18 protein-coding genes are annotated in these 23,236 nt (G+C 52.5%); 6 read left to right on the top strand and 12 right to left on the bottom strand.

The window, feature by feature from the left end:
• Nucleotides 1–127: 127 nt before the first annotated feature.
• Together mgtE and ACMV5I_RS09945 are read right to left on the bottom strand one after the other, a co-directional pair.
• Nucleotides 128–1,561 carry a magnesium transporter gene (gene mgtE / locus ACMV5I_RS09950; protein ID WP_121607522.1) on the bottom strand — a complete coding sequence of 478 codons (1,434 nt, stop codon included), beginning with the start codon at nucleotides 1,559–1,561 and terminating at the stop codon, nucleotides 128–130.
• 165 nt (nucleotides 1,562–1,726) lie between these two features.
• Entirely contained in the window at nucleotides 1,727–1,894 is a 168-nt protein-coding gene (locus ACMV5I_RS09945; protein ID WP_065686557.1) for a YfgG family protein, read from the bottom strand.
• Between the two features lie 528 nt (nucleotides 1,895–2,422).
• Here ACMV5I_RS09945 and ACMV5I_RS09940 point away from each other — a divergent pair.
• Complete coding sequence (locus ACMV5I_RS09940; RefSeq protein ID WP_414824286.1) at nucleotides 2,423–4,654, top strand: EAL domain-containing protein; 2,232 nt, start codon at nucleotides 2,423–2,425, stop codon at nucleotides 4,652–4,654.
• A 482-nt stretch (nucleotides 4,655–5,136) separates the two neighbouring features.
• Here ACMV5I_RS09940 and ppx read toward each other — a convergent pair whose 3' ends face one another.
• A complete protein-coding gene (ppx, locus tag ACMV5I_RS09935; protein WP_202727567.1) occupies nucleotides 5,137–6,696 on the bottom strand; it encodes an exopolyphosphatase in 1,560 nt (519 codons plus the stop codon).
• 10 nt (nucleotides 6,697–6,706) lie between these two features.
• Nucleotides 6,707–8,770 carry a polyphosphate kinase 1 gene (gene ppk1 / locus ACMV5I_RS09930; RefSeq protein WP_121607519.1) on the bottom strand — a complete coding sequence of 688 codons (2,064 nt, stop codon included), beginning with the start codon at nucleotides 8,768–8,770 and terminating at the stop codon, nucleotides 6,707–6,709.
• A gap of 255 nt (nucleotides 8,771–9,025) precedes the next feature.
• Here ppk1 and ACMV5I_RS09925 point away from each other — a divergent pair, with 255 nt between their 5' ends.
• The 3 genes from ACMV5I_RS09925 to pstB are packed head-to-tail and all read left to right on the top strand — an operon-like array spanning nucleotide 9,026 to nucleotide 13,675.
• Nucleotides 9,026–11,185, top strand: coding sequence for an ABC transporter permease subunit (locus ACMV5I_RS09925; RefSeq protein ID WP_202671301.1), 2,160 nt, complete (start codon nucleotides 9,026–9,028; stop codon nucleotides 11,183–11,185).
• Nucleotides 11,182–12,834 carry a phosphate ABC transporter permease PstA gene (gene pstA, locus ACMV5I_RS09920; protein ID WP_174333872.1) on the top strand — a complete coding sequence of 551 codons (1,653 nt, stop codon included), beginning with the start codon at nucleotides 11,182–11,184 and terminating at the stop codon, nucleotides 12,832–12,834. The genes ACMV5I_RS09925 and pstA overlap by 4 nt, the downstream gene beginning before the upstream one ends.
• 28 nt (nucleotides 12,835–12,862) lie before the next feature.
• Nucleotides 12,863–13,675, top strand: coding sequence for a phosphate ABC transporter ATP-binding protein PstB (gene pstB / locus ACMV5I_RS09915; protein WP_074031434.1), 813 nt, complete (start codon nucleotides 12,863–12,865; stop codon nucleotides 13,673–13,675).
• 12 nt (nucleotides 13,676–13,687) lie between these two features.
• Here pstB and ACMV5I_RS09910 read toward each other — a convergent pair whose 3' ends face one another.
• The 4 genes from ACMV5I_RS09910 to purM all read right to left on the bottom strand — a co-directional run bounded on the left by ACMV5I_RS09910 (nucleotide 13,688) and on the right by purM (nucleotide 17,099).
• Complete coding sequence (locus tag ACMV5I_RS09910; RefSeq protein ID WP_237735634.1) at nucleotides 13,688–14,383, bottom strand: bactofilin family protein; 696 nt, start codon at nucleotides 14,381–14,383, stop codon at nucleotides 13,688–13,690.
• Nucleotides 14,384–14,754: 371 nt separating this feature from the next.
• Nucleotides 14,755–15,312, bottom strand: coding sequence for a spermidine N1-acetyltransferase (gene speG / locus ACMV5I_RS09905; protein ID WP_024484910.1), 558 nt, complete (start codon nucleotides 15,310–15,312; stop codon nucleotides 14,755–14,757).
• Nucleotides 15,313–15,423: 111 nt separating this feature from the next.
• Nucleotides 15,424–16,062, bottom strand: coding sequence for a phosphoribosylglycinamide formyltransferase (gene purN, locus ACMV5I_RS09900; RefSeq protein ID WP_024484909.1), 639 nt, complete (start codon nucleotides 16,060–16,062; stop codon nucleotides 15,424–15,426).
• Nucleotides 16,062–17,099, bottom strand: coding sequence for a phosphoribosylformylglycinamidine cyclo-ligase (gene purM, locus ACMV5I_RS09895; protein ID WP_021807122.1), 1,038 nt, complete (start codon nucleotides 17,097–17,099; stop codon nucleotides 16,062–16,064). Before purM ends, purN begins: the two co-directional genes overlap by 1 nt.
• Nucleotides 17,100–17,354: 255 nt before the next feature.
• Here purM and upp point away from each other — a divergent pair, with 255 nt between their 5' ends.
• Both upp and uraA read left to right on the top strand, forming a co-directional pair.
• A complete protein-coding gene (gene upp / locus ACMV5I_RS09890; RefSeq protein ID WP_024484908.1) occupies nucleotides 17,355–17,981 on the top strand; it encodes a uracil phosphoribosyltransferase in 627 nt (208 codons plus the stop codon).
• 120 nt (nucleotides 17,982–18,101) lie between these two features.
• Nucleotides 18,102–19,391: a uracil permease gene (uraA, locus tag ACMV5I_RS09885; RefSeq protein ID WP_021178765.1), complete on the top strand. Its 1,290-nt coding sequence runs from the start codon at nucleotides 18,102–18,104 to the stop codon at nucleotides 19,389–19,391.
• A gap of 213 nt (nucleotides 19,392–19,604) precedes the next feature.
• Here the strand turns inward: uraA and ACMV5I_RS09880 are convergent, their stop codons facing one another.
• The 4 genes from ACMV5I_RS09880 to ACMV5I_RS09865 all read right to left on the bottom strand — a co-directional run bounded on the left by ACMV5I_RS09880 (nucleotide 19,605) and on the right by ACMV5I_RS09865 (nucleotide 23,234).
• Nucleotides 19,605–20,105, bottom strand: coding sequence for a hypothetical protein (locus ACMV5I_RS09880; protein ID WP_414824235.1), 501 nt, complete (start codon nucleotides 20,103–20,105; stop codon nucleotides 19,605–19,607).
• Complete coding sequence (locus ACMV5I_RS09875; protein WP_414824234.1) at nucleotides 20,095–20,889, bottom strand: winged helix-turn-helix domain-containing protein; 795 nt, start codon at nucleotides 20,887–20,889, stop codon at nucleotides 20,095–20,097. Before ACMV5I_RS09875 ends, ACMV5I_RS09880 begins: the two co-directional genes overlap by 11 nt.
• 203 nt (nucleotides 20,890–21,092) lie before the next feature.
• Entirely contained in the window at nucleotides 21,093–21,857 is a 765-nt protein-coding gene (locus ACMV5I_RS09870) for a winged helix-turn-helix domain-containing protein (RefSeq protein WP_414824233.1), read from the bottom strand.
• 225 nt (nucleotides 21,858–22,082) lie between these two features.
• Nucleotides 22,083–23,234: a fimbrial protein gene (locus ACMV5I_RS09865; protein ID WP_414824232.1), complete on the bottom strand. Its 1,152-nt coding sequence runs from the start codon at nucleotides 23,232–23,234 to the stop codon at nucleotides 22,083–22,085.
• Nucleotides 23,235–23,236 lie beyond the last annotated feature (2 nt).

The following is a 23,236-nucleotide window of genomic DNA, read 5'->3' as shown; positions in this document are numbered from 1 at the left end:
TACAGCGGACGAGGAATACCTATCCAAGTATATACCCAACCTCTATCAAGACACACCGTTGCGATTCGGTACTTCCTCCGCAAGGGAAACCCGCGATTTGCTCTGACCGAGCTATCGGTGACACTGACTAAAGCAGGAACACGGTCGCCAGCCCCAGGAAGATAAAGAAGCCGCCGGTATCGGTCAGGGCGGTGATCAGTACGCTGGAGCCCACGGCAGGATCGCGGCCCAGTTTGAGCATGGTCATCGGTATGATCACCCCCATCAGCGCGGCTACCAGTAGATTGAGCATCATGGCCAGCGTCATCACGCCCCCCATTGCCAGGTCGCCATATAGCAGATAGGTGACCAGCCCCATGATGCCACCCCAGACGATCCCGTTGATGATGGCTACGCCCAGTTCTCTGAACAACAGGCGCGAAATATTGCCCTCTTCGATCTGATGCAGCGCCAGCGCGCGCACGATCATGGTAATGGTCTGGTTGCCGGTATTGCCGCCGATACCGGCGACGATGGGCATCAGGGCGGCCAACGCTACCAATTGTGAAATGGTGTGTTCAAACAGGCCAATGACCCTGGAGGCGATAAAGGCGGTACAGAGGTTGATTGCCAGCCAGGCCCAACGGGTTTTCACCGCTTTGCTGACCGGGGCAAACACGTCTTCTTCCGGGCTTAACCCGCCCATACGACGCAGAGTGGTGTCGCTTTCTTCGTTAACCACGTCAACGATTTCTTCGATGGTTAATCGCCCCATCAGTTTGCCTTTGGCATCGATCACCGGGGCGCTGATCAGGTCATAACGTTCGAACGCGCTGGCTGCAGCTTCGGCTTTGTCTTCCGGCTGGAAGGTGGTGGGATCGCTGTCCATCACCTTAAATACCGGGGTTTGCGGATCGTTAAGCAGGATCGCGGTCAGCGGCAGTTCGCCTAACAGGGTATTTTTGCGATCGGTGACGAACAGTTTATCGGTGGCGTCCGGAATGGTTTTGCGCTGACGGAGGAAGCGGTGTACGGCCCCCAAAGAGACATCAGGGCGTACCGAGACCAGCTCGAAATCCATCATCCAGCCGACGGTATCCTTGCCGTAATGCACCATCTCGCGTACCTGCTCACGCTGCTCTGGTTCCAGTGAGGTCAGCAGGCGGCCCATCAGGTTACGTGGCAGGTATTGCGCCAGATAGGCCTGTTCATCGACATCCAGGGTTTTGATCGCCTTGAGCAGGTCTTTATCACTCATCTCTTCGATCAGGCTATCCCAGACGGGTTCGGCAACTTCTACCAGGGTTTGGCCGCGCTTGGTGTTATCCACCAGCCGCCACAGCGCCAGGCGTTCATCTTGCGGCAACGCTTCTAGCAGGTCCGCCAGGTCAGCGGCGTGCATATCTTGCAGCAAGTGGGTGATTTCGGCGGTATGATTAAGCAGTTCGCCTTCGCTGAGTTGTTTTTCATCCCCTGAGCGACCAAGAATGCCGTCAATCAAAGGGGTATTATTTAACAGTAGGCTTAGAATGCGCTGACGATACTCAGCGACTTTTTTGACGTTATGTGTTGCGGCGGACATGGAATTCCTTAACGCTGACTTGGCACACCGGGTTCCTTTTAGACTATCTTTAAAAGATAGAGCATAGCGGCAGTTGGCGTGATTTTTATCAATCTGATGGCGCAGGGTCAGCAGCTTTGGCGTGCCAGTGACTCAGGGTGATGGTCGCTTGGTAGGGCAAGATAATCACCGATTATCCACGCGGGCTTCCTGGGTCTGCGGTTCAGGCAGCGATCTTTTTTCCTGATGATGGGGAATAGCGGCAATGGCGGCATACAGCAGGCGACCGACTAGAATGATGAAACTGATCAGCAGCACGACTTTGGTCATGCGCCCGGTTGTGGTCTTTCTCATGGTTCATTGAGCCCGTCGGTTTTTCCCATTGGCATTGTACAAGCACCCTGTTGGGGCTGCCGCTGGAAAATGATGGTGGCGATTACTGTTGTTTAACGCATGCCTGCCATGGCTAACATTGATTTAAAATTGTAAATGGAATTCTAGGCTCTGATGACAAAAGATGTCCATTTATTTCCGTGCGTTTGACTGAGCAATTTAGTTGTGGTTTATGTCCACCGCTTTTTAAGCGGTCACGCTAAATGCATGGGATATAGATTTTGTCTGATTTTTTGTTGTCTATTAATAGGTTATTATCAGCCTATGAAGTGGCGTATGGATTTTTCTTAGCCTTTTCTCTATTAATTGATCGTGGTCAAATCTTAAGCTATCGCAGAGAATAGAATTCACAGCCATTCTTGATGCTGGAAGTGCATGTCTCAGCTTGCTCCCCGAATGGTTCTGTGGTGGGATCGGATCCTGCTTTTTCTGCGATTTAAAACGCTTAAGCGACGAAGTGAATCACGCCTTAGCGGATACTGTGTCTTGATGGGTATTTTAAAGTTCTGGAATAATTTACGTGACCGTTGGTGGGGGCAGCCTATAGTGCTGAGCCTGCTGCTGGTGCCGCTTGCAGGCTGGCTATCGCCACGCCTGATGCTGCCTGATGGCAAAGTGTATCTGGTTTATCTACCGCTGGTGGTCTGCTTTTCTTTGCTGATGGTTTATGACTGGCGTGCCATGCCAGGCATCGCTTTGGCTATTCTTATCCGCTACTCCAACCGTTCCGGCAGCGAAGTTGACGTGATCATGACGTTGCTGTATTTGGGATGTCTGAGCATTTGCTGGTGGGGTTATCGCTGCCAGTCGCAGCGCCACTGGTGTGTGGGGCTCACCGAGTTAAAGCTGGGTAAACACCGGCTGATCTGGCTGGTGCTGATGCCGCCAGTGCTGTTTATCTTTGGTTTACAGCTGGTTATCGGCCTCGATTTGCTGCCGGATGAACTCGGCATGCTTTCCGGTAGCGGTAATCATCTACACGCACTGATCAATTTTCAGGCCATTTTGATTGGCTGCCTGTCATCCATGCAGCTGTTCTATTTCGCCTTACGGATCATTAAGAACCCCAAATTTGCCCGCGTATTGTGGGGCCGGATCAGCCGTGAGATGGCGCCGTCGGTCAAAAAGAGCGAGTTGCAACTGTGGTTGGTGGTGCTGGTTGCCTTGGTGGGGGTGCTTGCCTACCACACGGCAGATACCAACGCGATGCAGGTGCCCGACTACAGTCTGACGCTGTTATTGCCGGTAATGCTGTATAGCGCCATGCGCTTTGGTTACCTGTTCAACTGTATTATCTGGGCGGCAACCCTGCTGGTGCTGTTCTTTAACTATCCGGGCTATGTGCAATGGGACAGCCTGCTGCATAACCTGACCATGATCTCGTCAATGATGCTGGCGTTCACCCTCAGTATTTTGCTGACATCTGCGGTGCATACTCGCCAGCGGATGGACCATGCTAAGGCGCAAAGCGCCTCGTTGAAAGATCCGGTCATCGGCTTACCCAACCTGCGCGCATTGAAGCGCGATTTGGCCAAGGTGCCGCGTTCTACGCTGTGTTTCCTGCGGATTTCCGAGCTGGATTTGCTCAGCCGAAACTATGGCATGCAGCTGCGCATCCGCTTCAAACAGAAGCTGGCGAGCAGCCTGCGCACGGTGCTGGAGGAAGGGGAAGACGTCTATCACCTGCCGGGGTACGATCTGGTGCTGCGGCTCAACGGTTCCGACGGTGAGGCCCGGGTGGCCAAAATCCACAGCACGCTGGAGAAGTTTCGTCTGGTGTGGAACGGTCTGCCAATCCATCCGCCGTTGGGAATTAGCTACTGTGGAGTCTATTCGGAAGTGGAACACCTGCATCTGTTACTGGGGGAATTGAGCTCGTTGGCGGAAATGTCTCTGACCAGTGGCCGGCCTGAAAACGTGCAGAACGATCATCATGTGGTTCAGAATGAAATCAAGCGCAAGGTCGCCTTGTTACACTGGGTGCAACGCTCGCTGGATAACGACGGTTTCATGTTGATGGCTCAACCGATTGTCGGGGTTCGCGGCGATTCTTACCATGAGATCCTGCTGCGTATGCTGGATGATGAAGGTAACGTCATTCCTCCCAACGAATTTCTACCGGTGGTGCATGAATTCGGGTTGGCTTACCAGTTAGATATGTGGGTACTACGCCAAACCTTGCAGTTTATGGAGCTCCATCGCGAAGGTATGCCTAGCGCGCGCTTTGCCGTGAATCTGTCACCTTCTTCGCTGTGTCGCCCGAGCCTGTGCCAAGACGTGCGCGATGCACTGCGGCAATACCAGATTGAGCCTTATCAACTGGTGCTGGAGGTGACGGAGTCTCATCTGGTGCAGGATGTGAAATATGCCAAGAACTCGCTGAAAGAGCTGCGCCAGTTAGGTTGCCGCATTGCCCTGGATGATTTTGGCACCGGCTATGCCACCTACGATCGCCTGAAGGAGCTGCATGTCGATATCTTGAAGATCGACGGCAGTTTTGTGCAGGATATGCTGACCAGCAAGGTGGATTACCAGATCATTGCGTCAATCTGCAAGGTGGCGCTGATGAGAAGGTTGTCGATTGTGGCGGAATATGTCGAGTCGCCCGAGCAGCGCGATGCGCTTAAAAGCCTGGGCGTGGATTATATGCAGGGCTACTTTATCGGTAAACCTCAGTTGTTGGCGTCTCTGGTGCCGATGGAGCCACTACCGGAAGACTAAGAGTCTGACTGAGAATATGGCCCCTCACCCTAACCCTCTCCCACAGGGAGAGGGAACCGATCGAGTACGCTGATTTTTCTGCGCCATACCCCATCCTCGTTCTTCTTACCCCCGTATTTACCGAAGCAGCACAGGCTAACCAAGCGCTCCGGTCAACTCCTTCTAGTACAGGGAGAGGGGGACCGATCGAGTACGCTGATTTTTCTGCGCCATACCCCATCCTCGTTCTTCTTACTCCGTATTTACCGAAGCAGCACAGGCTAACCAAGCGCTCCGGTCAACTCCCTCTAGTACAGGGAGAGGGGGACCGATCGAGTACGCTGATTTTTCTTCGCCATACCTTGGCTTTATTATTCAACATGTTATGAAGTAACGTAGCCAACCAAGTGCTCCGGTCAGCTCCCTCTCCCTGTGGGAGAGGGTTGGGGTGAGGGGAAGCAAACGGTTATGCTCCATCAGGATATCACCAGAAATTCAATGAATTAAGCCGCAGGTTTTGCGTCTGCGTCCTGCTCGCCTTCTTCTTCTATCACCAGTTTCCAGCCAACCACGTCATTCCAGTATTCCTGCTCACGCTCAAAATCGAGCTGTACCAGGTTGTTCTGCGTCAAATAGCCCACCGGGAAGCGCAGCGTCCAGTGATTGTCATCCGTTACCAAGCGCAGAGTTTCCGGCGTGGTGGTGGCCTGACGCTGATTGTTAAGCAGGGTGCTCAGGCGTAACAGCTGGATCAGCGGCAGATAGTACTTCTTCTTGAACAGGTTCAAACGGGGTAACTCTTCGAGCTTGATCGCTTTACGCTGGAAACGCACCAGCGCGGATAGCAGCAACTGCTGCTCCTGGTTGAAGCCTGGCAGGTTGGTATTTTGCAGAATATAGGCGGAGTGGCGGTGCATACCGCTATGGTTGATGCTCAGCCCCACCTCATGCAGCATGGCGGCCCATTTCAACAGCGCTTCCAACTGTGGCTGCACCAGCTTGGTGTTTTGTGCCATCCACTGGGCGTACAACAGCTCGGTGGTTTCGAGCACGCGCTTGGCCTGCTCGCGGTCAATATTATAGTGATCGGCCAGGCTTTTGGCCGTGCGGCTGCGAATATCCTGGTGGCGGAAGCGGCCTTCCATTTCATACAGCACGCCTTCACGCAGGGCACCGTCGGACAGACGCAGATCGCGGATTGCCAGCGCATCAAATACCCCACACAGGATCGCCAGCCCCGGCACAAATACCGATTGACGATCTTCCGACAGGCCTGGCAGGCTCAGGGCGCTGAAGTTTTTAAACTGCAACACCTGCTCAACCAGTAACTCCAGCCGTTCAAGAGTAATCAAACCGTCTTTTTCACCCATGGCCACCAAAACTTCGTGAGCGGCCTTGATGGTGCCAGATGCCCCCAAGGCATATTGCCAACCCTGGATGCGGTATTGCCAGGCCAGGGTTTCCAATTTTTGTGCGGCGGCCAGGCGTGCCCGCTTAAAGTTGGTTTTGCTGATCTCCCCTTCAGGGAAGAACAAGTGGGCAAAGCTCACGCAACCCATGCGGCGGCTCTCTGCCAGCAGAGGCTCGAAATCCTCCCCGATCACCAGTTCGGTAGAGCCACCGCCGATGTCGATCACCAGCTTGCGGCCTTTTTCCGGCTGAGTATGTTCGACCCCCATAAAAATCAGACGGGCCTCTTCCTGCCCGGCGATGATTTCGATCGGATAAGGGATCACTTTTTCCGCCCGCTTGAGGAATACCTCGGCATTCACCGCCTGACGCAGGGTGTGGGTACCCACTATAGTAACGTTATCCGCCGGGAACCCCTGTAATCGCTCGGCAAACAGCGCCAGGCAGGCCAAGCCCCGCTCCATGGCTTCTTCACTGAGCACGTTTTCGCTGTCCAATCCATCGGCAAGGTGTACCCGCTGTTTTAAACGGCCCAACACCTGTAAGGCGCCGTTAACGACGCGGGCGATCACCATATGGAAACTGTTCGAGCCAAGATCGATGGCAGCGATTTCCTGTGGCTTAGTATTGGTTGCAGTGCTTTTTAGCGGCATAGTGGCTGGCCTAGTTGTCCGGTTGTTCCAGAGCTTTTAAATACTCATAAATGGCCACCTGTGCACGGACCTTGCGGCGATTGCCACGCGGTACATACTGGTTGCTCAGTTCTTTATCGATATAGCGGGCCTTGACCGTATCGCTAAACAGCAGCTCCAGAATATCCAGAACGCGCTGCTTGAGCGCCGGATCCAGCAGCGATACTGCCACTTCGATACGGTAATCTATGTTACGGGTCATCCAGTCGGCGGAAGAGAGGTAAACCCGTTTGTCACCTTTGTTTTCGAAAACGTATACCCTATCGTGTTCCAGATAACGGTCGACGATGCTGATAACCTGAATATTGTCACTAATTCCCGGCAGGTTGGGGATCAGCGAACACATGCCTCGCACCAACAGACGGATTTTCACGCCGGCAGCGGCAGCGGTATATAACCGATCTACCAGCCCTTTATCCACCAGATTATTTATTTTCAACATAATAGCGGCGTTTTCACCGGCTAATGCGTTGGCAATTTCACGATCGATCAGATCGTACAGCATGCGGCGGGAGTTCTGCGGCGAAACCATCAGGTTGTCGAAGGAGACCGGCCGGTACGGATTTTCAATAAAATTGAATACCCGGCGTACTTCGTTAGTGATGCGCGAATCGGCGGTCAGCAGCGAGTAGTCGGTGTAGATACGGGCGGTTTTTTCGTTAAAGTTGCCGGTACCAATATGAGCATAGCGCACAATATCGTCGCCTTCACGGCGCGAGATCAGGAATAGTTTGGCGTGAATTTTCAGCCCCGGCGCGGAGAAGATCACGTGCACCCCGGCCTCGGTCAAGCGTTTGGCCCAGTGGATGTTGGCCTCTTCGTCGAAGCGTGCCTGTAGCTCCACCACCACGGTCACTTTCTTACCGTTATGCGCCGCATGGATCATCGATTCGATAATGCGTGAGTCTTTGGCTACCCGATAGATATTGATTTTTATCGCCAGTACGCTGGGATCGAACGACGCCTGACGCAGCAGCTCCAGCACGTGTTCAAAGGTGTGGTACGGGTAGTACAGCAGCACGTCTTTTTCGCGGATGGCATCGAAGCCGTTGCGGAATTTATCGAACCAGATATGCCGCAGGCGCGGTAGTGGGCGGTTGACCAGATTGGCCTTGCCGACGTTAGGGAAGCTGATGAAGTCTTTAAAATTGTGGTAACGACCACCGGCGATCACCGAGTCGTAGTTGGATATCCCCAGCTTGTTACGTAGCAGCTCTACCATCTCGTTGGGCATATCGCGCTGATACACAAAGCGTACCGGCTCGGCGGTCAGGCGCTGTTTCAGGCTCGACGACATCAGTTCCAACAGGCTGGATTCCATTTCGGTCACCAGATCGTATTCTGCATCGCGCGTCATTTTCATCGAATAGGCGTTGAGCGCGTCATAGTCGAAGAAGCCCTTGAAGATGTCATCCAGGCAATAGCGCAGGATGTTATCCAGCAGGATCATCGGCTTGCGTCTGCGGGGGGCTTCCGGCGGCAGATTGACGAAACGGGGCACTTTATCGGACGGAATTTCCAGTAACGCATAATCGATGCGTGTACCGCGAATGATCTCCACCGCCAGATAGGTGTAATCGTCCTTCAGGAACTGCACCAGATTGGTGTCGTGATTGATCAGGATCGGCGTGATGTGCTGGCGCAAATGATGCTTGAAGTATTGCCGCAGCCAGATTTGCTGGTTCTCTGACACCTGGCGCTCGTTGATCAGGAAGATCTGGTTGCGCGCCATCTCCAGCAGCAGATCGTTGTACAGGCCGTCGAACTCCTGATCGGTCTTCAGCACCTTGGCCTGAATTTTTTTCAGCAAGTGACGTGAAGCGCCACCTGAACCCTGTTCTTCGCTGATCAAGATGCGCCGTTTCAGATCGGCAAAGCGGACTTTATAGAATTCATCCAGGTTATTGGAGTAAATGCCCAGAAATCGCATGCGCTCAATCAAGGGATTGCTCTTATCTGCGGCTTCCTGCAACACGCGTTCATTAAAGGATAACCAGCTTAATTCTTTGTCGATGTAGAGCTTTTCCTGACCCATTGCTACTCCAGTTCAATTTTAGAAAAGGATCGGACTTATCGCCGAATACCGCTCTAGTGTCCTTCTTCATTATTGCGAGAGATTGACAACAATGTCCAACATATCTGCGGAGTTATCCCGCCGCATTGCCCGCTGCAAATTGTTATTCGTCCAGCATGGCACCCGGCAACTTTGTCATGCAAACGTCACAAAACTGACATAAGATGCCCGGTTATCTTTGGGTGCAAGCCCGACAACGGAACCGACGACAGGCAAATGGCACAGACAACGCTTAACCAACATCCCCGGGATCGCCTGCGTGCGCACGTTGATCGTGGCGTACAAGGGGCCGTGACCATCAGCGGGCTGCTGGTATTGATGACGCTGATGCTGATTTTTGTCTATCTATTGCTTTCGGTTTTACCGCTGTTCAAACCGGCCTCGCTAGGCACTTCACGCGTATTGCCAATGAGCTACAGCTCCCCGGCGCTCGCCATCGGGATGGACGTACAGCAGCGTATTGGTTATCGCATCGATCGCCAGGGGGAAGGGCATTTTTATCAGTTACAGGCACCGAACCATAACCCTATACAGCAAACGCTACTGAGCCAGCCTACATTATTGGCTCAGGCAGTTGGAGAGCGTGACCTGTTTGCCCTGGCGCGTGCGGATGGCAGATTGATGGTTGCCCAGGCCGATTTTGCACCGGCGGGCGGTGGTGAACCGCAGTGGCGTTTTCCGCTGGGGCAGGAGGCCTTGGCGTTTGATCCCCATGGGCATGCACTGACATTGCTAAGCTTGGCGCAAGTCCGCCGGGGCAACTTCCTGCTGGCGGCGGTAACGGACGACAACCGGTTGCTGTTTGGGCGTTTTAGCCCGACGCTTCAGGGCCAACCCACGGAAATCCCTTTGGCCACCGCGCCACAACAACTGCTGCTAACGCCGGATGGCCGCCAGCTTTATCTGTTAACCGGCAACCAACTGGCCCGCTATCAGATTGAAGGGACACAGCCGCAGCTGCGAGAGACGCGAACCCTGGGTGAACATCCTCCCTATCGCCTGACGGCGTTGCCAGGGGGGAGCGCATTATTGATCCAGGCTGGTGACGGTAGCCTGCGTGAATGGTTTGACGTGGAGAAAAACCAGCGCTACCAGTTGGCACCAATACAGCAATTTACCCATCAGACTACCGCACAGGAGTTGTTAGTAGCCGAACCGTATCGGCGGGTGTTCGCAACTTTGCAGCCGCAGGGCGAGTTCGCCTTGTTTTCCAGTATCCAGTCCAAGCCGTTACTGAAGGACAAGCTCCCCGCTAACGTACAACAAATGGCGTTTGCCCCGCGTGGCGACGGGCTATTGCTGGAAACGGCCCAGGGTTGGCAGCATTATGCCGTGGATAATCTCTATCCAGACGTCACCTGGCGTTCACTGTGGCAGCGGTTGTGGTATGAGAACTACCCTGAGCCGGCGTATGTGTGGCAATCCACTTCGGGTGAAGATAGCTACCAGGCTAAATTCAGCCTGATGCCGGTGATCTTTGGCACCTTCAAGGCGGCAGCATACTCCATGTTATTTGCCATCCCGCTGGCGCTGGCCGGGGCGATCTATACTGCCTGCTTTATGTCGGCAGGGTTAAGACGGGTCGTCAAACCGGCGGTTGAGGTGATGGGCGCGTTGCCAACGGTAGTGATTGGGCTGGTGGCCGGTATCTGGCTGGCACCGATGATCGAGCGTTATCTGCTGGCCGTGTTGGCGTTGCCGTTCCTGTTGGCTGGGGTCGTGCTGTTATGCAGTTGGTTGGTTAACCGATTTACGGCGCGGCCTTGGTCACCGGGTTGGGATTTACTGTTGCTGTTACCGGTCGTGGTGCTGACCGTTTGGCTGGCGCTTGCCGTAGGGCCTTGGCTGGAGCTTAAGCTGTTTGGTGAGCCGCTGCACTTCTGGTTGGGCGAGGATTTCGATCAGCGCAATACGTTGGTGGTGGGCGTGGCGATGGGCTTCGCACTGGTGCCGATTATCTTTTCACTGGCAGAGGATGCGTTGTTCAGCGTGCCGGCCTCGCTTAGCCGGGGTTCTTTGGCCCTGGGGGCCACCCAGTGGCAAACCGTATTGCGCGTGGTGCTGCCTTCCGCCAGCGCCGGTATTTTCTCTGCGCTGATGATCGGTTTTGGCCGCGCGGTGGGGGAAACCATGATCGTGCTGATGGCCACCGGCAATACCCCGCTGATCGACGGCAGCCTGTTCCAGGGCTTACGGGCGATGGCGGCCAATATCGCTATCGAAATGCCAGAGGCCGTCACGGGCAGCAGCCATTATCGGGTGTTGTTCCTGACCGCGCTGGTGCTGTTCATCTTTACCTTTGTGTTTAACACGCTGGCGGAGGCGGTACGTTTACGCTTGCGTAAGCGCTATACGCTGAACCAGGAGACACCATGAGAAGCTGGGTGAAAAGCGGCTCCCCGTGGATTTGGCTAACGGCGGCATCGGTGGCCATCAGCCTGCTGGCGCTGATCGGCATTTTACTGCTGCTGGCCGGGCAGGGGACGCGTTATTTCTGGCCTAGCCCAGTCTATCAGTTCGAGCTGAATCAGACGGCCGCAGGCCCGGTATCGGTAGTGGGTGAGCTATATCAACGGCAGACGATCTCGCGCCAGCAACTGCAAGACGCCGGTGTTGTGTTGCCACCAGGTGAAGCGCAGAGCTTTATCCGCTACCTGATCAAAGTGGGGAACCGGGAAAGCGAAGGGCAGGATTTCCGTACTTTGCTGGCCAGTGACGTCAGTAGAATGATTACCCCACGCGATTTATTGGTGTTGGAGCGTAACAGCAATGGCACCGCGTACGGCTACCTGGCTGGTTTACTGGAAGATGGCCAACCATTGACCGGCAGCGACCTGAGCCAGGCGTTGCAACAGCGCTTGCCGCAGATTGCGGCACTGACGCGACAGGCGCGTGATATTCAGTTCCGCGACATGGCACGGATTAACGAACAGTTTGAGCATTTACGCCTGCATGAAAAGAGCCTGCAGCGTGAGAATAAGCTGGATGCGCGCTGGCAAGCCTCTATCCGTGCCGAACGGCAGGAGTTGCAACGCCAATACCGCCAGCTTGCTGGCAAACTGCAAGGGTTGGAACGCGATCGCCAGCGTGATGCTTTACTGCTGCGCGACATGCACGGGCAGGTTCACACCATTCCCCTGAGCCAGGTGCGCGATGCCTGGTATCCGAACGACATGAGCAGCGGGCAGAAGCTGGCGCATTGGACCAAGCAAGTACAAAAATTCCTGACCGACAGCCCACGGGAAGCCAATACCGAAGGGGGCGTTTTCCCGGCGATCTTTGGTACCGTGTTGATGGTGATCCTGATGTCGATTGTGGTGATGCCGTTTGGCGTGATTGCCGCCGTCTATCTGCACGAGTATGCCGGTAATAATCTGCTGACGCGGCTGATCCGCATCTCCGTAGTGAATCTGGCGGGGGTGCCGTCGATCGTCTACGGCGTATTTGGTCTGGGGTTCTTTGTCTATATGGTGGGGGGCTCGCTCGATCGGCTGTTTTACGCCGACTCCTTGCCGAACCCGACGTTCGGCACACCGGGCGTGCTGTGGGCCGCATTGACCCTGGCATTGCTGACCTTGCCGGTGGTGATTGTTGCCACTGAAGAAGGGCTGTCGCGTATTCCCGTTTCGTTGCGCCAAGGATCATTGGCTCTGGGAGCCACCCGGGCGGAAACCCTCTGGCGGATCGTGCTGCCGATGGCGGCACCGGCGATGATGACCGGCCTGATCCTGGCCGTAGCACGAGCGGCGGGGGAAACGGCACCGCTGATGCTGGTTGGCGTGGTGAAATCGGTACCGGTGCTGCCGGTGGACGATATTTTCCCCTATTTGCACCTGGAACGTAAATTCATGCACCTGAGCTTCCAGATCTACGATATGGCATTTCAGAGCCCCAGCGTAGAAGCGGCGCGGCCACTGGTGTTTGCCACGGCATTCCTGCTGGTGGTCATTGTGGTTGGGTTGAACCTGACGGCAATGGGCATCCGGCATTCGCTAAGGGAGCGGTATAAAGCATGGTCGCAGTAACAAGGTTGAATCTTTTGGGGAGTGCCAAATGAGTCTGATAACGCCGGGCAGTCTACCCCGGTTAGACGTCCAGCATCTTGCCGATGAGCATACCGCGCTGGCGGTCAACGGCCTGGATCTGTTTTATGGTGACAAGCAGGTGCTGCACAATATTTCCCTGCGTATTCCCAAACACCGGGTGACAGCGCTGATCGGCCCTTCAGGCTGCGGTAAGTCGACGCTGTTGCGCTGTTTTAACCGGATGAACGATCTGGTGGAACGCTGCCGGATTGACGGCGAACTGCAGCTTAATGGCGAAACCATTTCAGGCCCGCAGATTGACGTTGCCGCTTTGCGGCGGCGCGTGGGCATGGTATTCCAGCGGCCAAACCCGTTCCCGAAATCGATCTACGAAAACGTAGTCTACGGCCTGCGCTTACAGGGAGTCCGTGACAGGCGCATTCTGGATGAAGCCGTGGAGCGATCCTTGCGTGCCGCTGCGCTGTGGCACGAGGTGAAAGATCGGTTACGGGAAAATGCGTTCCGTCTCTCCAGCGGCCAACAACAGCGGTTGGTGATTGCACGGGCGATCGCGGTTGAACCGGAAGTGTTGCTGCTCGATGAGCCGACCTCTGCGCTGGATCCGATTTCCACCTTAACCATCGAGGAATTGATTTCGGTGCTGAAACAGCGCTACAGCGTGGTGCTGGTGACCCACAACATGCAGCAGGCCGCACGGGTTTCCGACTATACGGCGTTTATCCACCAGGGGACGCTGGTGGAATATAACGATACCGACGCGATTTTCACTTCGCCACGCCAACGCCGTACAGAGGATTACATCACTGGCCGCTATGGCTGACGGGCGAGGAGCTTAATTGGCATGCTTGCTCGGCTGTGGGGTAGGTTGTTCCTGCTGTTCAGGTTCAACCTTTTTCAGTGCGGTCACTTTTGCCTGAGCGGGCTGGGCTTGAGGAGGCGTTTTTTGCATCAGTTGGGATTGGCCAATAAACAGGCCGCCTTTCTCGATGGAGATTTCGTCGGCGAAAATATCACCGCGCATGCTGCCCTTCGGCTGGATTGACAGCGAGTCGGCGAAGCAACGGCCTTCAACGGGGCCATTGATCATGATCTGCTGGGCGCGGATCTCGCCTTTGACATGACCGCTGGTTTCAATGCGCACCATGTGGCTGCAAATGATGTTTCCCTCAACCCGGCCTTCGACAATGATATTGCCATCGCCTTCGATCACACCGGTGAACAGCGCACCATTGGAGATAAAGGTGTCCTTCTTGGCACGGATTGGCTTGATGGCGTCGGCAACTTCAGGCAGGGCGTTTGGCTCAGAGTGAGCAGCCGGCTGAGGTACAGGCTGATCGATCAGCTCCTGCGCTTTTTCCTCATTAACGGCTTTATTTTTCTTATTGAATGACAGCATTTGATTCGTCCTTGTTATTTTGTAGATAAACGCCAGCGTTGCCAACAGTGCCAGAACCAAGGCGGCCAGCAGCGCGCGTTTTAAGTAGATACCGGTGAAGCTGATCCCTGTCAGCCAGAGAACGATGGACAACGTCCATAATCCCCATATACACCATAATAAGTTGTAATTACGCATGTTTTTCAGGCCGTTTGAAGTCCATTCGCCGCGAAAGTGCGGGATGCCAAGCGGCAGCCAGCGTGACGGTTCCTGTAGGGCTATCCGTAGTGCTCAGGATGATACCTAATCTTGTCGCCTAATTCACCACTCGGTTGGCCAACCCGAGTCTATAGCCATGCAGAAATTAATTTATTAATTGTATGATTCACGATAATGAATTGATTTTTTAAATATATTAGCGTCGAGTGGACATAAACTATTAACTAGCTCAAACGTACAAGATTTCCTGTTGATCTTCATCTATCTGTCATCAGGGGGGATATTCATCGCCCCCTGCTTTCAACTTACTTCATCAGAGGCTTATCACCAGACTGGGCAGTCTTGAACTTCGCTAAATACTGTGGCTGGAAGATGCACATGCGCAGCACGGTGCGGTATGCGCCGCTAACGAAGAATTCGTCAATCAGTTCACCTTCCACCTCAAAGCCCAGCTTGCTGTAAATATGGATCGCCTTCGGGTTTTCTTTATCGACGATCAAATACAGCTTATACAGGTTAAGAACCGAGAAGCCGTAGTCCATCGCCAGTTTGGCGGCGGTGCTGGCGTAGCCTTTGCCTTGATGAGCCGGATCGATGATGATCTGGAATTCGGCACGGCGGTGGATATGGTCGATCTCTACCAGTTCAACCAACCCGACCTTGGCCCCTTCATGCTCGATGATAAAACGCCGTTCGCTCTGGTCGTGAATGTGTTTATCGTACAGATCGGAAAGCTCGACAAAGGCTTCATAAGGTTCTTCGAACCAGTAGCGCATGACGCTGGCGTTGTTATCCATCTGGTGAACAAACGCCAGATCTTCCCGCTCCAGCGGGCGTAGCCTGACGTTGGTGGTGCTCGACATACATTCTCCTCGGTTCATTAATCTGGCAAAAGTATAACCTCAGGAGCTGATTGAAGGCGAAAAAAAACGGTACCGTGAAAGGCACCGTTTAGATTGCGGTTAAATTGCGGGTCAGTCGGCGGCATAACCTTGTGCTGACAGGCGTTCACCATCCAGCCAGGCAGCGTTATCGCGCATTGCCAGCCGCCCTTCGATAAACCAGCTCACCACCAGCGGGTATAGGGTGTGTTCCTGGGTCTGCACACGCTCAATGACCTCATCTTCCTCGTCACCGGGGAAAATCGGCACTTTGGCTTGCAGGATCACCGGGCCACCGTCGAGCTGCTCCGTCACGAAATGCACCGAAGTGCCATGTTCGGCGTCGCCGTTGTCGATAGCCTGGCGATGGGTATGCAACCCGGGGTATTTCGGCAGCAGGGAAGGGTGGATATTCAGCATACGCCCGGCATAGTGCTGCACAAAGGCGTTGCTGAGAATGCGCATATAACCGGCCAACACCACCAAATCGGGTTGGTATTGGTCGATAGCTTGCGCCAGCGCGGCGTCAAAGGCTTCGCGATCGGCAAAGTCTTTGGCATCCAGCGCTTGAGCGGCAATGCCAGCTTCCTCGGCACGCTGCAGGCCATATGCCTGCGCGTTATTGCTGAATACCGCCACGATAGTGGCGGCGATCCGGCCCTGTTGGCAGGCGTCGATCAGCGCCTGGAGATTACTCCCCTGGCCGGAGACCAACACCACAATCTTTTTCATCACTGGATGACCACTTGTTGTTCGTCAGAAGAAGCGGTCAGTTTACCAATCTGCCAGGCTTTTTCACCCGCGGCGGTCAATATTGCGATGGCTTTTTCTACCGACTCCTGTGGCAGCGCAATCACCATACCGACACCGCAGTTAAAGGTACGGTACATTTCATGACGGCTCACGTTGCCCGCCTGCTGTAACCAACTAAACACGGCAGGCCACTGCCAGCTCGACTCGTCGATCACCGCCTGCATCCCTTCTGGCAGCACGCGTGGGATGTTTTCCCAGAAACCGCCACCGGTCAGGTGAGCAATCGCATGTACTTCCACTTTCTCGATCAATTCCAGTACCGATTTGACGTAAATCTTGGTCGGCTCGAGCAGATGATCTGCCAGCGGTTTGCCTGCCAGATCAGTGGTGGTGGGGTCGGTCTTGCTCACTTCCAGGATCTTGCGCACCAGCGAATAACCGTTGGAGTGCGGGCCTGAAGCGCCCAGAGCGATCAGCGCATCACCAGACTGTACTTTGCTGCCGTCGATGATTTCTGATTTCTCAACCACGCCCACGCAGAAACCTGCGACATCATAGTCTTCACCGTGGTACATGCCGGGCATTTCGGCAGTTTCACCACCCACTAACGCACAGCCGGACTGTTTACAGCCTTCGGCAATCCCGGTGATCACGCTGGCGGCGGTATCCACATCCAGCTTGCCGGTGGCGAAGTAATCGAGGAAGAACAGCGGCTCAGCGCCCTGAACCACCAGATCGTTAACGCACATCGCCACCAGATCGATACCGATGGTGTCGTGGCGTTTTAAATCCATCGCCAGACGCAGCTTGGTGCCCACGCCGTCGGTGCCGGAGACCAGTATCGGCTCGCGGTATTTCTGCGGCAACGCGCACAGGGCGCCAAAACCGCCCAGCCCACCCATGACTTCCGGGCGGCGGGTCTGTTTCACTACACCTTTGATGCGGTCTACCAATGCGTTGCCAGCATCGATATCGACACCTGCGTCTTTATAGCTGAGAGAGGTTTTGTCGGTCACTGCGCGATCCCCACGACGGTTTGCGGTTTGAGAACGGTGCTTCCGGCGGTGATGCCGGAACCAGGCGCGGCAATTCTAACAGCGCAAGCAAACGTTTGCGAGAACCATGTGAGCCCGCTCGAACTTTTCGTCTTCTATACTGTTGATCACTCTTTTGTTGATCTCGATCCGGCTATTGGTAGTGGCGTCGGAAGCAAAAGGCGGTATAATCCGGCGATTTTTTTGGCCGTCAACCACCTTAATAGGAGAAAAATGATGAAGATCGTTGAGGTGAAGCACCCGCTGGTTAAGCACAAGCTTGGTCTGATGCGCGAACATGATATCAGCACCAAACGCTTTCGTGAGCTGGCTTCTGAAGTGGGTAGTTTGCTGACCTATGAAGCGACCGCCGATCTGGTAACCGAGAAAGTTACCATCGAAGGCTGGTGTGGGCCGGTTGAAGTTGAGCAGATTAAAGGGAAAAAAATTACCGTAGTGCCAATCCTGCGTGCCGGTCTGGGCATGATGGAAGGGGTACTGGAGCACGTACCGAGTGCTCGTATCAGCGTGGTTGGGGTTTATCGTGATGAAGAAACCCTGGAGCCGGTCCCTTATTTCCAGAAACTGGTTTCCAACATTGATGAGCGTATGGCGCTGGTGGTTGACCCAATGCTGGCTACCGGTGGTTCGATGATCGCAACCATCGACCTGCTGAAGAAAGCTGGTTGCAGCAGCATCAAGGTGCTGGTACTGGTCGCCGCTCCTGAAGGGATCGCCGCGCTGGAGAAAGCACATCCAGATGTTGAGTTGTATACCGCGTCGATCGATCAATGTCTGAACGACAAAGGGTACATCGTGCCTGGCCTGGGTGATGCAGGCGATAAGATATTTGGTACCAAATAATAAATAAGCCGACCTGAGAGTCGGCTTTTTAATGCCCTTTGGATTGCCAACCCTGGTAATCCATTGAGCATTGATCACCAAGCCAACACAACTGATACTAACTCAGAGGAAAAACACCCCATGACCCGTCGCGCCATCGGCGTTAGTGAACGCCCGCCGCTGTTCCAGACCATCCCACTCAGCTTCCAGCATCTGTTTGCCATGTTCGGGGCCACCGTGCTGGTGCCGATCCTGTTCAAGATCAACCCGGCGACGGTGCTGTTGTTCAACGGCGTGGGAACATTGCTGTATCTGTTTATCTGTAAGGGCAAGATACCCGCCTATCTGGGTTCCAGCTTTGCGTTTATTTCACCGGTGTTGCTGCTGTTGCCGCTGGGATATGAGGTTGCACTGGGTGGTTTTATCATGTGTGGCGTGCTGTTCTGCCTGGTCGCGCTGATCGTCAAGAAGGCCGGAACCGGTTGGCTGGACGTGATGTTTCCGCCTGCGGCGATGGGCGCAATCGTTGCCGTTATCGGTTTGGAGCTGGCGGGCGTGGCGGCCAACATGGCCGGATTGTTACCGGCGGAAGGTACCTCCGCAGACAGCACGACCATCACTATTTCACTGGTGACGCTGGGTGTTACCGTATTGGGCTCGGTGCTGTTCCGCGGCTTCCTGGCGATTATCCCGATCCTGATTGGTGTGTTGGTAGGCTATGCGCTGTCGTTCTTTATGGGCGTGGTGGATCTGACGCCAATCCGTGACGCGCACTGGTTTGCCTTGCCGACCTTCTACACGCCACGCTTTGAGTGGTTTGCCATCTTCACCATTCTGCCTGCGGCATTGGTGGTGATTGCCGAGCACGTTGGTCACCTGGTAGTCACGGCGAATATCGTCAAGAAGGACCTGCTGCGCGATCCGGGCCTGCACCGCTCAATGTTCGCCAACGGCATTTCCACCGTGATCTCCGGTTTCTTCGGCTCTACGCCTAACACCACCTATGGTGAGAACATCGGTGTCATGGCCATTACCAAGGTTTACAGCACCTGGGTGATCGGCGGAGCGGCAATTCTGGCTATTCTGCTTTCCTGCGTAGGCAAGCTGGCGGCGGCGATCCAGGTGGTACCGGTGCCGGTGATGGGCGGTGTTTCCCTGTTGCTGTATGGCGTGATTGGCGCTTCGGGTATCCGCGTATTGATCGAATCCAAGGTGGATTACAACAAGGCGCAGAACCTGATCCTGACTTCGGTGATCCTGATTATCGGCGTTAGCGGCGCGAAAGTGCATATCGGTGCGGCGGAGTTGAAAGGTATGGCATTGGCGACCATCGTCGGCGTCGGCCTGAGCCTGCTGTTCAAACTGATCAGCCTGTACCGCAAGGAAGAAGAAGTGATTGATGTGCCAGAAGAGCGACTGGACCAAAAATAATCGGCAAAGCTCTATTAGCTTGCTGGTAGAGCGGGCCTGATAGTGATTGTGCCAATATTATTCACCTTAACGGTGGGAATATTGGCTTCATGACCAGGCGATGTTCCTTGAGTGCTTCTAGGTCCATTATAGCCTGCTTGCTGTGTCTTGATAGCAGGCTATTGGCACGGATAATTGGGCAACAGTGTAGTATATCTGCCAACGGTTGCCCGGTTATAACCGATTGCAGTAAAAGACCGGAATGTCGGTTTCATAGATAAAATACCCTTGCTTACCTGCCGGGCGTATGGTGTAGCCTGACAAACTGTTTATTTTAGAGAAAACATCTGGCACAAGGCGTTTTTCGACATTTTCAGGGATGGTATCTCGGGCATACTTATTGATATAGAGGGTTTTGAAAAAATACAAGCCATTATCGTCAACTTGGTAGCTGGTAATGACATCACGCCTGATAAAGTACGTGTTCTTCCCATCATAAAAGTTTGCAGTTATTGAGAATTTACCTCTGCCATCATCTTTGTCGCTGTCGCCTTTTAAATTTATTATAATGTTATAGTTGGCAACCACTTCAGGTTTTGGCACAAAAAATTTAAAATAAAGTTTAGATTCGCAAGAGATAGTCTCTGTTTTGTTATCTAAATAAAGAAAGTAATACGTTACGGCCAGTATGGCACATAATAACATTACTAATGGAATAATGACTTTAGTTTTCATAGCCAGTCCAATGATATGATTTACAATTACTTCTAGCATCACCATCAATGCGGTTGTCACATAAGAAAATTGATTCTCGTTTAATTGCAGGGTTTCCAAAGTAATACAAAGACTGGTTCCCTACGTTATTACACTCAATGTTGTGATTTTCAATTCTTGATTTAATATATAAGAGGGTAAATTTCCCATCCTCTCCGTAAATGTCACAGTTTTGATACTTCCCAATTAAGGTGTAATCGACTTCTAAAGGTTTTTTGGTGTTATAAATATAAATTGATGAGGCAATAATGAGGGTAAAAACCACCACTAAAGAATAGACGCTGCGTTTTTTTAGAAAACCTGGTTGTTTCTTGGGTAACTCATTGATTGCTAATGTCGGTTGTTCTTCCACCTGTTGGTGTTGCTCTTGATGATCTTCTTGTTTTACATATTCTACTTCATCCTGAAATGGCTCAATAGTAAATTCTTGCGGGATATTGAACCCGGATCGCGGAGTTGTTTTAATAATGTTTTTATCTAATCCCAGTGAGCAAAGGTGTTTTCTCAGGATATAGATATGTTGATATAGGGTATTAGTGCCTACGATGACGCCTTTCTGTCCCCAAATGTCATCGATAAGATCATCTGGAGAGACAATTTGATGATCGGCATCAATGAGTTTCTGTAAACATTTAGCCGCAGGGTTAGAAAGCTTTACTTTTACTTCTGGCTCATTAAGGTTGAAAATTTCCCCGTGATCATTATTGTAAACTATCTTTTTATCTATCAAATAGTAACCAACCATCTCAACCCTCTGAGTAATGAACGCCACCCTTAAGGATAAGATTATTCCCAGTGCATGTAAAGTCTTATCCCGATTTAATTTAACATCTATATAGTGTCTAAGAGTAAACAGGCAACGTGCGGCGGCCAGGTACAGATGCTTTGCTGCAGTAGAAAGGGCCGGAGGGGGATGCCCTTAGTCCGGCTCCGCATATTGCCCGCGTATCAGATGCGGGTGCAGTATAATAGCGTGGTATCCCTCTGACCTACCAGATAACCTTGTTTACCAACTAGGCATTTTGTGTCATCCGCCAAACCATTCACTATATGTTTGCTTGGGCTTTGACATGCGGGCTCTCTGCTGTGCGCTTTTGAATTGATATAGGTCCAGGATAAATTATCAGAGGAGCTATAGAGGGTACAGCTTCCATCTTGATACGAAAACGAGTCATTATTTAACGGTTGGCGATCGCTATTAACTAATAAAATGATTAGGCTGATAATAAGCGGCATGAAATGAAATAGTTTATGCCATCCGGATGAACTCTCAACCTGGGTGGGGATGTTTGTATTTTCTGATAATCTCATCAGATTATTGCTCACTTGTTCATGAGTTGATGCGCTATTTTCTGTGCATTGAAACTCATCCGCTATCCGCTCAATAGCAAAGTTTGTGGATATATTAAACCCGAGTTGTGGCGTGGTTTTAATAATCGCTCTATCTATGCCTAAAGCCCCGAAATTTTTTCTTAACATATAGATATGTTGGTAAAGCGTATTCGGGCCGACAACCATTCCTTTTTGCCCCCAAATATCCTTAACAAGAGCATCTTGTGAGATGATCTGGTGCTGGGCATCAATGAGGATCCGTAAGCACTCGGCGCCAGGTTTTGACAGCTTTATTTTTACATCTGGTTTATTCAGCTTAAAAATGACACCCTCTACGCTATTGTAAACTATAGTTTTGTTAATCAGGTAATCATTGGTCATTTTAGGCTCCTTCATAGTAATAATAATCTGAAGGCGGTGAGTCTAGCATATAAAATATACTAGCTTACAAAAAGGATTGCGGGGATATAAGTATCATGACCTGAGAGCAAAAGGAGATAAGATCTGATAGTACGTTAGCTAGGCCATAAAAAATGCCGCCATAGTTGGCGGCATTAGAAGATTATAATTATCACTCTTATTTAGCAAGGTACTTTGGGTAGCTTGCTAATAATAATTTATGGTGAATACTACCTTGCTGTCTGCTTTGCCCGGTGTGACTTTGTTTTCTGTTTTGATATACCTGGCTACTAAAGGAATGGTCAGGCTGGTATTTGCACTATTGCTAACGGCGATCCGCTGTTCATTGCCAAGGTTGAACAGAGTGTTGCTAGCTTTGTTACCCGAAGCAAGCTGGATACCAACGCCGTTGGCCGTGTTGTTTGACGGTTCTAATTTGACGATGCCGTTGGCGGCGTTGATGTTGCCATATAATGCGGACAGCTTTAGCCCAATGGCATTACCGGTATATTTTAATCCAGAAATCGCGCCGGTTAAATGCACCGTGTTAAAGGCATTATTGATATAGCCGTAGAACCTTGGGCAGTTGGTCATTTTGATTGAGGCATCGCGCCATTCGCTGGAGCCTTTTGACATCATATCAAAGATATCCCAAGAGCCGAGTTCGACAGTATAATCCGGTACGCTGCAGGTTTGAGAGATGATCCTTAAACTGCCACTAAAGTTAACGGTATAGGGCTTCCATGAGTAAAGGACGGCGCTGCCATTGGCAACGGTGTAATCGTTACGAATGACAGCGGTAGGTAAGGAGCTGCCGTTCAGCGTACCCGGTGTGATATTACCGGTTTTTATCAGTAACATCGTGATGGTGGTCCAAACCTGTATATCACCAATGCTGGCTCGGGTTTCACTGTACCATTGATAGGCGGTGGCATTAAGACCCGTGTTGCCTCTGGCGATCACCACGCCAACACCAGGGATATTGGTGTTGTAAATTTTTCCTGAATAAGTCCCCCCTTGCCAGCTGGAAAGCGACTGCGGCATTTTGGTGAGATAAATATACTGCCTGTCCGTATGTGGGCCGGTGCCATCACAAAGACCATGGGGCGCTTTGGCATAATCCTTGGTTGAGGTAATGTTTTGCCGATAAATGATGGACCCGAGGGGGAGTTCGTTACCCACGGTGATATTCCCTCCCTGCAAGGGAAAGGCATCGGTTCTAACCGGTACATTTATCTTACAGGTTAGTGCTAAACCTGCCGAACTGTAGGCAACCAGAACGACCAATAAGGCGTGCAAGCTATAGTTAGTTAAGGTCGATCGAATGCTTTCAAGCCACCCGTTAGTAAATCTGTTCATTG

It is taken from the genome of Serratia sp. T13T92 (genome assembly GCF_047530105.1).
Lineage (GTDB): Bacteria > Pseudomonadota > Gammaproteobacteria > Enterobacterales > Enterobacteriaceae > Chania > Chania fonticola.
Note: the sequence above shows the minus strand (reverse complement) of the source record. Positions and strands in the feature narration are given on the sequence as shown.